Annotated in this window: 12 protein-coding genes; 10 read left to right on the top strand and 2 right to left on the bottom strand. The window is 46.1% G+C overall.

Features of this window, described 5'->3' with window-relative positions; genetic code table 11:
- Positions 1 to 273: 273 nt before the first annotated feature.
- From Q4549_RS06840 to Q4549_RS06820, 5 genes are all read left to right on the top strand, one after another.
- Positions 274 to 2,295, top strand: a complete 2,022-nt coding sequence (locus Q4549_RS06840) for a methyl-accepting chemotaxis protein (protein WP_303550490.1) — start codon at positions 274 to 276, stop codon at positions 2,293 to 2,295.
- Between the two features lie 118 nt (positions 2,296 to 2,413).
- Positions 2,414 to 2,926, top strand: coding sequence for a hypothetical protein (locus Q4549_RS06835; protein ID WP_303550488.1), 513 nt, complete (start codon positions 2,414 to 2,416; stop codon positions 2,924 to 2,926).
- Between the two features lie 152 nt (positions 2,927 to 3,078).
- Positions 3,079 to 4,536 (top strand): FAD-dependent oxidoreductase, encoded by a 1,458-nt coding sequence (locus Q4549_RS06830; RefSeq protein ID WP_336622621.1) that lies wholly within the window; start codon positions 3,079 to 3,081, stop codon positions 4,534 to 4,536.
- A 59-nt stretch (positions 4,537 to 4,595) separates the two neighbouring features.
- Complete coding sequence (locus tag Q4549_RS06825; protein WP_303510338.1) at positions 4,596 to 4,943, top strand: RidA family protein; 348 nt, start codon at positions 4,596 to 4,598, stop codon at positions 4,941 to 4,943.
- Positions 4,944 to 5,020: 77 nt separating this feature from the next.
- On the top strand, positions 5,021 to 5,506 hold the full coding sequence (locus tag Q4549_RS06820; protein ID WP_303550486.1) for a GNAT family N-acetyltransferase: 486 nt from the start codon (positions 5,021 to 5,023) through the stop codon (positions 5,504 to 5,506).
- A gap of 163 nt (positions 5,507 to 5,669) precedes the next feature.
- On the opposite strand, the gene Q4549_RS06815 is transcribed toward Q4549_RS06820, so the two are convergent.
- Entirely contained in the window at positions 5,670 to 5,837 is a 168-nt protein-coding gene (locus Q4549_RS06815; RefSeq protein ID WP_303510343.1) for a hypothetical protein, read from the bottom strand.
- A gap of 295 nt (positions 5,838 to 6,132) precedes the next feature.
- On the opposite strand from Q4549_RS06815, the gene Q4549_RS06810 reads away from it, so the two are divergent.
- From Q4549_RS06810 to Q4549_RS06795, 4 genes are all read left to right on the top strand, one after another.
- On the top strand, positions 6,133 to 7,374 hold the full coding sequence (locus Q4549_RS06810; protein WP_303550483.1) for an imelysin family protein: 1,242 nt from the start codon (positions 6,133 to 6,135) through the stop codon (positions 7,372 to 7,374).
- A 79-nt stretch (positions 7,375 to 7,453) separates the two neighbouring features.
- Positions 7,454 to 8,851, top strand: coding sequence for a di-heme oxidoredictase family protein (locus Q4549_RS06805; RefSeq protein WP_303550480.1), 1,398 nt, complete (start codon positions 7,454 to 7,456; stop codon positions 8,849 to 8,851).
- A gap of 9 nt (positions 8,852 to 8,860) precedes the next feature.
- The gene (locus Q4549_RS06800; protein WP_303510351.1) at positions 8,861 to 9,838 is read left to right on the top strand and encodes an imelysin family protein; all 978 of its coding nucleotides are present in this window, start codon (positions 8,861 to 8,863) and stop codon (positions 9,836 to 9,838) included.
- Positions 9,828 to 10,937, top strand: coding sequence for a DUF1513 domain-containing protein (locus tag Q4549_RS06795; RefSeq protein WP_303550477.1), 1,110 nt, complete (start codon positions 9,828 to 9,830; stop codon positions 10,935 to 10,937). The genes Q4549_RS06800 and Q4549_RS06795 overlap by 11 nt, the downstream gene beginning before the upstream one ends.
- Positions 10,938 to 10,971: 34 nt before the next feature.
- On the opposite strand, the gene Q4549_RS06790 is transcribed toward Q4549_RS06795, so the two are convergent.
- Positions 10,972 to 11,925: a LysR family transcriptional regulator gene (locus Q4549_RS06790; protein WP_303510355.1), complete on the bottom strand. Its 954-nt coding sequence runs from the start codon at positions 11,923 to 11,925 to the stop codon at positions 10,972 to 10,974.
- A gap of 335 nt (positions 11,926 to 12,260) precedes the next feature.
- Between Q4549_RS06790 and Q4549_RS06785 the strand changes: the two genes are divergently transcribed.
- Positions 12,261 to 13,004: a DUF4437 domain-containing protein gene (locus Q4549_RS06785; RefSeq protein ID WP_303550581.1), complete on the top strand. Its 744-nt coding sequence runs from the start codon at positions 12,261 to 12,263 to the stop codon at positions 13,002 to 13,004.
- Positions 13,005 to 13,211 lie beyond the last annotated feature (207 nt).

Genomic DNA, 13,211 nt, shown 5'->3' with positions numbered 1-13,211 from the left:
TCTTTACCTTTTTCATGGGGTGTAGGCGGGGATACAACTTGGTGAGTTCTTTTTAGTCGCGGCAGAGAGCTGAACAAGCCGCGACTAAAAGACGTCACTGCTAAACACTGTAAGTTGCAAGGGTGTGTTTAGTGTTGTTCCTCGTCCCTTTTTTTACTCAAATTATCCAAGAAGAGGTGAGCCTAGTGATTTGGATTGGTGTGTTCTTATTAGTGGTTATTGCTGGTGTCGCGATATTGGACATAGTGAATATAGTTAACTCTTGGTGATGTAATGATTAGAGTGTTTTCAAAGAAAAAATCGGCTAGTACCTCTGTAGTTAGGCGAATGTACATAGGTTTTGCAGTGATGGTATCACTGTTTATTGTCACGGTAGTGTTGATGTTAAATGGCACAAGCAGGGTTCATCAACAGTTGTTATTGGTCAATTCTGATGCCCTACCTTTGGTGACGTACTCCAACCTTACCAGTGTTAATTTATTGATTGCCGATAAAACTTTTAAAGACTTCCTCACGAGTGAAGACAGCGAGCGCCAGCAATTATTTGCCAATAAATTTGAGCAAAACCATCAAGATTTCATCGCAGCTTTAGATAAACTCAAACATGCCACACAGCAAGGCTCAGCCTTGGCTCAACAGCTAAGCGCCTTGTTAGCGCTTGAACAGCGTTATTTTGCTGAGTCCAAGTTAGCAATGAACAACTACCGCAATCAGCTTGCCGCTCAACAAGAGCGTCGAATTACTGCTCGCCGATTCCAAAAACTACAAACCGAGTTGCGCCTTGGTATGAGCGAGTTTGTAAATAGCCAGCAAGACCTCGCGGTAAAGCTTATGGCTAAAAGCTACTTCGAGAAACTTAAACAAACCGAAACCACCACCTCGGATGCCTTAGCGAGTGACGACATAAAAACCATTGCTAAGGCAATGAAAGATAATAAACGTAGCGTGACTCAGTTAAATTTTTCCTACCAAGGTCTGGTGACTCAGTTACCTGAACTTAAGCAGCATTTCGACCAAGCGACGACGCAGTTTATTCAAGATGTCGGCAAAAAAGGCGGAGTGCTTGATCAGCACTATCGCTCGGTTCAGTCGCGAAACATGCTTTATCAAAACATTGCCGTTCTAGCCGAGGAAGTGGATATAGCGTTGGCGATTTTAGGTGAATTTAGACATGAAGCTGAAGTTCTCAAAGACAGCGCAATAGATAGTGCTGAACACATTTATCAAGACAGCTACCAACACGCCTTACTTATTGGTGGTGCGGTGAGTGCTTTCTTGCTGTTTTTGGCGTGGTTGTTAGCGCAAAACGTGCGTAAGCCATTACAAAGAATGCTGACTACTTTGGAGGCGCTAACCGATGGGGATATGCGCCAACGGGTAGACGATAATAAGTTTATTGAATTTGAACAGCTCGGCTCACATATCAATACTCTGGCTAGCCACTTGCAGAGCATTTTGCAAAAGCTGGGTTTAACCTCCACCAATCTGGCGGAAGTGTCAGCACAAAATCAGTTAGCAATGTCAGACTCCACAACGCGACTAGGCGAGCAGCGCCAGCAAACTGCTAGCGTAGCAACGGCGATGACGGAAATGGAACATTCTGTTAAAGACGTAGAAACCAGTGCTAGAAGCTCCATGGCAAAAGTAGGGGATGTGGAAACAGCGGTGCACACCGGTAGTTTGGTGATGAGTAACAATACCACCACTATCAATTTGCTGTCTGGGCAACTGAACGAGTCGGTAGAAGCGGTATCTGCGGTTAAACAAATGAGTGTAGATATTGGCTCTATTTTGGACGTGATTCAGCAAATTGCTATGCAAACCAACTTACTTGCCTTAAACGCCGCTATTGAGGCTGCACGTGCGGGCGAGCAGGGCAGAGGGTTCTCTGTTGTGGCTGATGAAGTAAGGGTATTAGCCAAGCGCACTACCGATGCAACCAGCGAAATTGAAGACATGATTCAAAACTTACAAACTAAGTCAGAAGACGCCAACGAAGTCATACAGCGCTGCGTGGCTGAAATGAAAAACAGCGTAGAGCACTCCGCGCAAGCCAACAAAGCAATGACGGATATTCAAACCAGCATCGCCGAAATTAGCCAGATGAGTTACCAAATTGCACATGCTGCCGAAGAACAAACCACCACTGCAAATATGATTGCACGCAGCTTAGAAGATATTAACCATGTTGCAGATTCAAACTCTCACTCAATGAACTTAGTGGCGAAGGTTAGCAATAAATTGGATGAGCTTGCTCATCAACAAAACGAACTGGTATTGGGTTTTAAAGTGTAAGGCGGGTCGGTGCTGGCATAAGGATGTGCCAGTTTCTTCGGTAATACGCGTGAAACAGCTAGGTGTTCTCATATCAAACAGGCTGTTATCGCCATAACAAAGCAACAAGGAGGAGTTTTTGAAATCGTTAATTTACTTAAGCTTAGTGGTATTAGTTTGTTCTCCTAAGTTACAGGCTTACAACAGCTTTAGGGTGAAAAACCAACCCAATGAAGTGATAAGTAATCATGCTCAAATTAGTTATAAAGAGTTATTTACTAGCGCGGGCAGTCTTAAAACCAATATTCATGCTTTAGTAGGCTTGGTGGATCACTACGGTATTTTTAAACTTAGTTGTGCTACCAATGGCGGGGTAAAAGTTGATCACAACATTTTGACCATCGCGACTAAAACGATGTATCTAGACGGACGCTTAGCGTCACTTGAACAAAATAGTGAAGTATCCAGCCAACTGGTTAAAAGCTTAAAAAACACCGAAGTACTCAGTTTTGAGCAGCCAGTGACCAACTTTGCTGGAGAAGGGATCCCTGCTAAGCAAGTTATTTCACTTGAGGGGTTTGCTGCTTCTTACACTAGAGTAACTGACTTATGTAATGAGCAGAAAAAGGTTACTGCCTCACTACGTTTATAAGTTATGTCGTTTATTGGGTAGGGTTGTTTGGTCTTTCTCCTACGTTTTCTTCTACTTAGTGCCAAACCAAATGTGCTAATTGTATTTCAATGTCACTGATCGGCAGTTAGAATAATCACGTTATAGTTTTTTTCACTTGCGGATGAAATTTAGTGATACAAGCTCACCCTGTGACGGCGAATAATTCAACTTCGCCTCAAGTCGCCGTAGTAGGTGGTGGAATCGCCGGTTCAGCAGCAGCGCTTAAGCTGGCTGAGTTGGGCGCCAATGTTAGTCTGTTTGAAGCAGGTCCCAGCTTAGTGAATGGGCCTCCGGCTTGCCATTTACATGCCGGCGGTAACCTGTACCGAGAAATCTCCGACGAGCAATGCCTTAAGCTGCTGGAGCAATCAATTAATACCTTGCGGGTGTTTCCGCATGCGGTCAATCTTCGCCCCACGGTGATTAGTGTGCCGAGCAACGACCCTGGTGAGCCAGAGGCGCTATTGCCACGTTTACGTAAGGTGCAAGCTCACTATGCGCAGCTTATTAAAAGCGATCCGCAAAACCAAAAGCTTGGCCCCGCTGAAGACTACTACCGTTTATACAATAAACAGCAGCTAGAAGAGCTAGCCACACGAGAAACGCCGCAGCAGCCACAATCAATGGATGAGTGGATGATCCCAGTGGCTAAACATCTCGATTTATCGGCATTTAAGTTTCCTTTTGTACAAGTACAGGAATACGGTTTAAGTTTGTTGCGCGTAGCAGCCATGGTAAAACTGGCGACCGAGCAACTGCCCAATTGCCAAGTTTATACCCAATCAAAAGTGACGCACATCAAACAGCTCAAAGGAGATAAACCACGCTGGCGAGTGGATTACCAAAGCGAGCAGGGCAACCACAGTATAGAAGTAGATTACCTGATTAATGCTTGTGGTTACCGCAGTGGCAGCATCGATGATATGGCCAAACTTAGCCGCAGTCGCATGGTCGAATTTAAGGCCGCTTATTTAGCTAATTGGCCCAGCCAACAAGGCCGTTGGCCAGAGCTAATTGTGCACGGCGAGCGCGGCACACCTAACGGTATGGCGCAGTTAACGCCTTACCCAGATGGTTTATTTCAGCTACATGGTATGACCGACACCATCACCTTATTTAAAGGTGGTTTGGTAAAGTCCAGCGAGAGTAGTGCTCAGCCAGAGTTAAGCCCAATGCTTACCCGTAAGTTAACCCAAGGCTGGCAAACTGAAGAAGTAGAACAGCGCACCGCCGAGGCGGTAAAGCATATGTCGCGTTACTTGCCGAGTTTTAGTGATGCAAGTGTGGCTGGGCGGCCACTATTTGGCGCTCAACAAATACCGGGTAGTGATCCAAGCCTGCGTGCTGCTAGTGTATCTTTTGATAAAACCCACTATGCGCGTACCGAGATTGTTAAGTTTTCTTCAGCCCTAAGCGCCGCCGAGCAAATTATCGACAACATCCGTGATTTGGGATTACTTGGTGATAAACTTGCGCATTCAGCCTTAAATGAATTAAACAGCACCCAAGGCTTGGCCTATAGCCAAGTTTTAGCGCTAGCCGAGCAATTGGCAGCACAACGCAATTACCCGCTGTCTTTAGCTCGCTAAAGCAGTGAACCAGATAAACAAAGGCTAGCACTGCTAGCCTTTTTAATAAGGAGCTAACCATGTCTATTCAACATTTCGAGAGTAAAGCCCGCATGAGCCGTGCGGTAGTGCACAACAACACCGTTTATTTGTGTGGCCAAGTGGCTAAAGACACCAGCCATGGCATTGCCGAACAAACGCGAACCACCATAGAAAAAGTGGAAGAGCTGCTAGCCACAGTGGGTTCCGACAAATCTAAATTGCTTAGCGTGACTATTTACGTGCGAACCATGGACGATTTTGCGGAAATGAACAAAGTATGGGATGCATGGGTCGCCGACGTTACCCCGCCAGCACGCGCCTGTGTGCAAGCCCATATGGCCCGCGAAGAAATATTGGTAGAGATGTCGGTAACAGCAGCGGTATAGCCTTCATTCAGTGGCCCATTGGCTTAATGGGCTGAATGACTTGGTTTATTAATAATAGTTTTGTAAATTAAGGCTTGTTGTCACTTAAGCACAAGGAAGCGCTTATCTTTACTTTTAAACTTGATGATTTATCTGGTGCACAAATTATTGAGCTGCTGCAAGAGCACCTTGATGATATGCACGCTACCTCGCCACCTGAAAGTGTGCATGCCCTAGATTTATCCGGCTTAAAACATCCAAGTGTGCAGTTTTGGACAATATGGGACGGTGACAAACTGGCTGGTTGCGGGGCCACTAAACAGCTTGATGAACAGCATGCTGAGATTAAGTCTATGCGAACGTCTGCCGCTTATAAGAACCAAGGAGTGGCGTCTACAGTGCTACTGCACCTTATTGAGCAAGCTAAAACCAGCGGCGTTAAGCGACTCAGTCTTGAAACCGGTTCTATGGACTACTTTGTACCAGCCCATGGTTTGTACTTGAAACATGGCTTTGAGTTTTGTGGGCCGTTTGCTGATTACAGCGAAGATCTTAACAGCAAATTTATGTGTTTGAACTTGTAGTTTTTAAGGCTGGCATAGTACTTATTTAACAGGGGCTTAGTCGGTTTATAACATTGCCTAGCAATGCTATAAACCCGTATCTTAAGGCGTTTACATATACTTATTGCATGTTGTTCTGCGCCGAGCTTAAGGCTCTAGCGTTATCAACAACACTAGGTGAGACCTAAGCAAATCGTTCTAACACTAGCGCAAATTTCTCTGGAATATGATTGCGCTCTTTCAAGTTATATACACTGTTTAACGAACAATTGGCTTTCATCGCAAAAACAGAAGGTGGTATGCCTTTTTTGCGTAATGCTTTCCAAAACTGCTTTCCATTAAGCGTGCTCATACTATCTCAATTACCCTCAAGTAAGTTGTTGAACTAATTAATAAGAACGGGCGTTAAGGCAAAAATGTTCACTGGCCTTAGTGTTTTTCGCTCGTTTACTGCTAGCAAATTAACTGTGCGCGGGTATTTAACGAGAATTATATGACAACTTAATTACATCGTTATGGCGTTTTTGCGGCGTGTTATCTGGATCAGTGTTTAACTAATTTTCACAAATATGCATTTTTTTGTTTACTTTTATTTAATGGTAAACATAATGATAACGATTCTCATATGCATTTTGAAAAGGAAGACAATGCGCCTATTTAAACTTGTACTCGGTTCTTCAGTATTGCTAGCAAATATCGCTTACGCTGAGGTAAAACAAAATGATGTTGTTGAGCACTATGCTGAGTTAGCCCACGCGGTATACAGCGATTCACTCAGCAGTGCAGTAACACTGCAAACAGCTACTCAGCAGCTAATTAACGCCCCGTCAGAACAGTCTTTAAATGCTGCTAAGCAAGCTTGGTTAGATGCTCGTCGTTTTTACCAACAAAGCGAAGTATTTCGTTTTGGTAACCCAGTGGTTGACGAATGGGAAGGGCAACTTAATGCATGGCCGCTAGACGAAGGTTTAATCGACTATGTAGCAACAGACTACCAATATGAGTTGGGCAACCCTGGCGCCACCGCCAACATTGTGGCAAACACTAGCTTGCAAGTGGGCGAAGACACCGTTGATTTAACAAATATTACTCCAGAGCTATTGGCCTCTCTAAACGAACTGGCTGGGTCTGAAGCAAACGTAGCCACCGGTTACCATGCGGTTGAGTTTTTACTTTGGGGCCAAGATTTACATGGCACTAAAGCAGGAGCGGGTGAGCGTGCTTACACCGATTACGCCAAAGGCGACACCTGTACCAATGGCTATTGTGAACGCCGTGCGGCTTACTTAGCGGCAGTGACTCAACTGCTAATTGATGACTTAAGCTGGATGAGCAAGCAGTGGCAAAAAGGCGGTGATTACCAAACTAAATTGATCGCTGAGCCTAGCGAGCAAGCGCTACGCCGCATGATGTTTGGTATGGGCAGTTTGTCTTTGGGCGAGCTAGCGGGCGAACGCATGAAAGTTGCACTAGAAGCCAACTCAACCGAAGATGAGCACGATTGCTTTAGCGACAACACTCACAACTCGCACTACTACAATAACCAAGGTATTAGTAATGTTTACTTTGGTCAGTTCAAACGTTTAGACGGCTCTACCTTAAGTGGCCCAAGTTTGAACGATTTGGTAAAACAAAAAGACTCGGCTGTTGCAGCCAGCAATACCAAAATGTTTAATCAGTCTATGGCAGAAACAGCCAAGTTAGTGGCTAGCGCCGAACAAAGCGGTGTCTACTTTGATCAATTGATTGCCGCCAGCAATACCGATGGTCATGCCTTAATTAATGGCACCATCTTAGCGTTAGTGGAGCAAACACGCGCCATTGAAGCCAGTGCAAAAGTATTAGGTATTGAGAACCTGAATCCTGATACCGCAGACCACGAATTCTAAAAAATAGCATTCAATAACATTAGGGAGCATAAGCTCCCTTTCGTGGTTTTTGTTCCACCATTCTTGGGAGAGAGTGAGCGTGAAAAATATTTTATTAACAACTGGCTTAGTGTTGCTAGCAACCAGCGTTAGCAGCATTGCCAATCCTAAAAAGCCCGGTGGTGATACCACTACTACTCGCATCGACGAAAATGCCTTCTCCTTGCCCGCCGCCAACTTAGACTTTGAAGGTAGGCTTAACTTTAGTACTGGCAATAGCTTCTTTCGTAACCCTTGGGTAGTCGCGCCTGCCACTACTATTGCGCGTGATGGCTTAGGCCCGCTGTTTAATACTAATGGTTGCCAGAACTGCCACCTTAAAGACGGCCGCGGTCACCCAGCTCCGGTTGGCGCTACCAACGCGGTGTCGATGTTAGTGCGCATTAGCATTCCCGCAGTAAGCGAGGAGCAAAAAGCCACAGAGGCACAAAACGGAGTGGTGCCAGAGCCAACTTATGGCGGACAAATTCAAGACCAAGCCAACCCTGGGATTAAGCCAGAAGCACGAGTACGTTTTGCCTATACCGACAAACCGTTTAGCTTTGCCGATGGCAGCAGCATTACCTTACGTGACCCTGAGTTGATAGTGGATCAGCTGGGTTATGGTGAGATGCACTCCGATACCATGTTCTCGCCACGTATTGCCTCCCCAATGATCGGTTTGGGTTTGCTAGAAAGCATTAGTGAGCAAGACATACTGGCCAACGCCGATCCAGATGACAGCAACAACGATGGCATTCGAGGCCTTGCCAACCGAGTGTGGGATGCGCAGCAGCAACAATTTACCCTTGGTCGTTTTGGTTGGAAGGCCGGCCAACCGAACTTGATGCAGCAAAACGCCGCGGCATTTAATGGTGACATAGGCATTACGAGTTTGTTGTTCAGCAAAGATCATTGTACTGCTGCTCAAATCGATTGTTTGAAGGCGACCTCGGGCGTAGACCCCGATGGCTCAGAGGTGAGCGACAAACTACTGGGTTTTGTTGAGTTTTATACTCAGCATTTAGCCGTGCCTAAACGCCGGATTGAAGATGCCGAGCAAGTGGCGTTGGGTGATACCTTATTTAGCCAAGTCAGTTGCGATAGTTGTCATAAACGCAGTTTTACTACCGCTAAGCGTGATAACTTACCTGCATTAAGCGAGCAAATTATCTACCCCTATACCGATATGTTGTTGCATGATATGGGACCAGAGTTAGCCGATGGCCGTGGCGAGTACCTTGCCAACGGGCAGCAGTGGCGCACCCCTCCTTTATGGGGCGTGGGGCTTACCGAAACGGTAAATGGCCACAGCCAATTACTGCACGACGGGCGCGCTCGCAATGTTACCGAAGCGATTGTTTGGCATGGCGGAGAAGCTGAACCGGCCAAGCAAGCCTTTGCCAAATTAGACAAAACCCAGCGCGAGGCGCTAGTGGCGTTTGTTAATTCACTCTAAGGATTGACCATGAATAAGCAGTTTTTACGCGGCCTTACCCTAGGCGTATTAGGGGTTCTGGGGCTTAGTTGTGCCAGCGCGTATGCTAAAACATCACAAACAGAATGGCTGCAGCAGGAGCAAATAAGCATTGCTAAAGCCAGTGCTAACTTGCTTCAGCAAGCGCACAGCTATCAACAACAAGTTGAACGTTACTGCGCCGAGCCAAGCGTGCAAGGTTTGCTAAATACCCAGCAAATGTGGAAGCAAAATTATTTAGCGTACTTGCCGTTACAATCAAGCGCGTTAGGCCCGTTGGTCGACTTAAAGTTAAACTGGGCAATCAGTTACTGGCCAGACAAAAAAGATACTACAGGGCGCAAAGTAAAAGCGGCTTTGTCTAATGCGCCAGCGCCGCTAAGCGATACCCACAGTAATCTTAGAGTTCATGAGTATTTGTTGTTTGAAGCAATTAGCGACCACCAACGTTGCTCGTTATTACCGGGCACAATAAGCCGCTATGTTAGTGCGATAGAACAGGTGCACGGTGGCCTGCAAAGTAGCGAATTAGCAGCCTTAGAAATAGCTCAACTGCGCAGCGATGTACTCAATAGTTACCGGCTACAAACTAGCGTGATGTTACGTAAGTATCGCGCCATGTACTCGGCCAAACACCAACGTCTGCGCCCTTATCAAGGCGAAGCGTGGCGCGCCGACATTAGTGCTCAATTATTGGCCGAGCAATTAGTATTGCTGCATAACAGATACGAGCAAGACTTAGCGCTGTACTTAAGCAGTGTTGACGCAAAGTTGGCTAAACAAGTGAGTGGGCAATTTAACGACTTAGTCCCGTTAATGCCAAGCCAAGAACCCAGCGGTGATAATGCATCGCTAGAGGCGTGGCAATTGGCCGAGCCTAAGCTCGCCAAGTTAGATAGCTTGTTTGCTAATCAAATACCGCAGGCTTTAGAGATAGAGTTAGGGTTTAATAATAACGATGGCGACTAAACTTAGCCGCCGTAGCTTGTTGCAACAGATGTTGAGCTTAGCTGCGGGAGCCAGTTTATTTAGCCCCGCAGGCATTGCTCATGCTTTAACGAGTGAGGGCGCGCAGGCCGAAGAATACCTATTGTTAGGCTGCACCAAGCAACACGGTAAACACCAACTCAGCGCAATGGCTAGCAATGGCGATTTGCGTTATCAGCTAGATTTGCCTGCACGTGGTCATTATGTGGCGGTAGCGAATACTCCTCAGCCCGTTGCCGCGTGTATCGCGCGTCGTCCCGGTCACTACATCGCAATGTTTAACCCTCATACTGGCCAGCCAGTCCATGAACTTACGCCGCCAGCATCGATGCATTTTTACGGGCATGCGGTGTTCTCTGAAGATGCAAACAAGCTTTACGTTACCGCAGGTTATACCGCTAATAGCCAAGGGGCTATATTGGTGTATCTACAACAGGAAAACTCGTGGCAACTAAGCCAAACATGGCCACTCGCTGGTTTAGGCCCCCACCAATTATTACTCCTGCCGGGCAAACGTTTGGTGGTGGCTGTAGGCGGTATTCATACTCAAGGTAGAGACAAACTTAATCTTGATGATATGCAGCCTGCGTTAGTGTATTTAAACAGTGAATCGGGTGAGCAAATGCTTAGCCGTAGCCTAGATAATTCACAGTTAAGTATTCGTCATCTTAGTTATTCGCCGCAAACAGATACTGTGTGGCTGGCATGCCAAGGGCAAAACCCTAAACAAACAGTTCGCTCGCTCATATACTCCCACAAAGGCGAGCAAGCCTGCCAAGCCTTAGATCCCGATGCAGATTATTGGTCTTTGTTTGAACACTATATTGGCAGTGTGGTGTGCAGTAATGGCACCGTGTTAGCGAGCTCCCCGCGAGGCGCTAAACTAGCGGCCTGGTCTGAAGCTGACAGAGAGCTTCAACAACTAATACATGTTGATGATGTATGTGGTTTAGCGGCGCATGAGAAAGGTTGGGTGGCCTCAACCGGCCAAGGGCAGCTGCTCCAAACATCGAATAAGTTAAAGCGTCAACACACGGCGCTGCAATGGGATAATCACCTTAGCGTAGTGCCTATCCAATAAAGGCTTCTAGGTGTGAGGACTAACAATGGGAGTGTTAATGGTGCTCAGGCCACTCATGTTCGTCGAACAGATTGTGTTTGATAAGCTCTAGGCGTAAAGCATTAATCTTTTGCTTAAGTTCGTCTCGTATTAGCCTAATTGCTGGCGAAATCATTTGACGACTGGGTAATACTAGCCAAAGTTCAGTCACCGGTATGCGGTAGTCGCTCATAAAGCGTTGCAGGCGACCGGCCATTAAGTCTTCAGCGACATCAATAGCAGATTTTTTAGCAATGCCGACGCCGTCAATGCACCATCGACGCACCAAATCACCGTCATTAGCCGCACGGTTACTGACCATTTTTACTTTGTATTCTTCATCGTCTTTAATCAGCAGCCAATTATCGTGTACTACTTTATACAGCTTGTATAGCAGGGCATTGTGCTCAGCTAAGTCTTTAGGCGATGAAGGGGTTCCATGCTTGGCTAGATAGTCTGGAGAGGCACACAGTAGGTGAGGGATATTACAAATCTTAAATCCGTAAAAATTAGTCTCTTTTGCTGCGCCGGTAATCATCGCCCGTAGTGCCACATCTACCCCGTCGCGATAGAAATCAACCTGGCTGTCACTAACATGCAAGCGCAGGGTTAAATCGTGATGCTGTTCCATCACTTGATTGAGTAAGTTGCGCATAAGGTTTCGTCCCATCTCTGATGATAGGGCCATGCGTACTTCACCATTAATGGCTTGCTTCTCTTCATTAATTGCCATTTGACCTTGCTGTAACAGGTCTAGCGCTTGCTGGCACAAGGGAAGGTAGCGCTCACCTTCTGCAGACAACCTTATCTGTCTAGTGGTTCGCACAAATAGTTGAGTTCCTAGCGCGTTTTCAATGCGCTTTAAGGCAATGCTCGCCGCCGAAGAACTCATGTCTAGTTGGTTGGCCGCTTCAGTGATGGATTGAAGTTCAGCAATTTTTAATACTACCTGTAAATCAGCAACTTTCATGGGACCCCCTTTGGTGACAGGCAAAAAGATTGGATTAGTGAGTTGACTCTATATTTCGATTATCCACGATTTCGCGAAAGTATATTTAAAATTGGCCCGTTTATCGAATTAATCTTCACTCGTAGAATGCGTAGCAAGACTTCGCAGTAAGCAAGTTTGGCGCTTTAGAGCGCTAACAGGACGTCAGTGAATCAAGCCTAAAAATTCACTGAAATGTCATGCTGAATTGCGGCGTAAACAATTTTTTAACTTACTAATATTACGGAATGCTAACCATGAATAAACTAAAACTAACAGCCCTTGCTACCCTATTGAGCGCCACTGTTTTACCTGTAATGGCTGATGACCATACAGTGATTTCTACTGATAACATTAACTGGGGAATGCTTAATCCAGCACGAGGTGAGGCTAGCCCTAAAGCCGCCGATTTGTGGGGTGACCGTACTAAGGATATGGCCACTGGCATGTTAGTGAAGTTCCAAAAGGGCTTTTCTTCACCTCCGCATATTCACAACATCACTTACCGCGGCGTTGTTATTGAAGGTCTTATGCATAACGACGACCCTAGTGCTGAAAAGATGTGGTTACCCAGTGGCTCATTTTGGATTCAGCCTGCTGGCGAAAGTCATATCACTGCGGCCAATGGCGAAGAGAATTTAATTTACCTTGAAATTGATAGCGGCCCCTACTTGGTTGAGCCTGAAGATCACGCCTTTGATAACGGTGAGCGGCCGATCAACATGGCAGAAAAAAATATTTTCTGGCTGAATGTGAATGACGCGACTTGGTTGGAATCAGGAAATGCTCAAATTAGTTACCTATGGGGCGCACCAGAAACGGCTAATGGCAGCTTTGTTAAGTTACCCGCGGGCTTCTCGGGGAGCATTGAGAGTGACAAAGACTTAAAAGCCGTTGTAGTAAAAGGCAGTGCAAGCTACCAATGGAACAATCAACCCGCAACAACGGCGTTATCGCCAAGCAGCTTCTTTAGCTCAGAAGTAAAAGGTAAGCACCTTATTGAAGCCGACACTGAAGTTGTACTGTATGTTAAATCAACCGGTCGATTCACGGTTAAATAACCGGTAATTACATAGCTAGCGGCAAGTTTGCCGCTAGTTGTTCTTCAAGCCTACTGAATATCTTGCGCATTCAACGGCTTTCAACGGCTTTCAACTGTTTGAACATTCCTACGGCGAAGACTTGAATACTCTCTTCCAGACATTTTTGTTGGCCCCTTAACCCTGCCTTAACCTCCACTTTGTTACCTTGCCAGCATCTTTGCAGGG

The sequence above is a fragment of the Agarivorans sp. 2_MG-2023 genome, from assembly GCF_030548085.1.
Taxonomy (GTDB): Bacteria; Pseudomonadota; Gammaproteobacteria; order Enterobacterales; family Celerinatantimonadaceae; genus Agarivorans.
The sequence above is the reverse complement of the archived record's forward strand: the minus strand, read 5'-3'. Positions and strand labels throughout refer to the sequence as shown.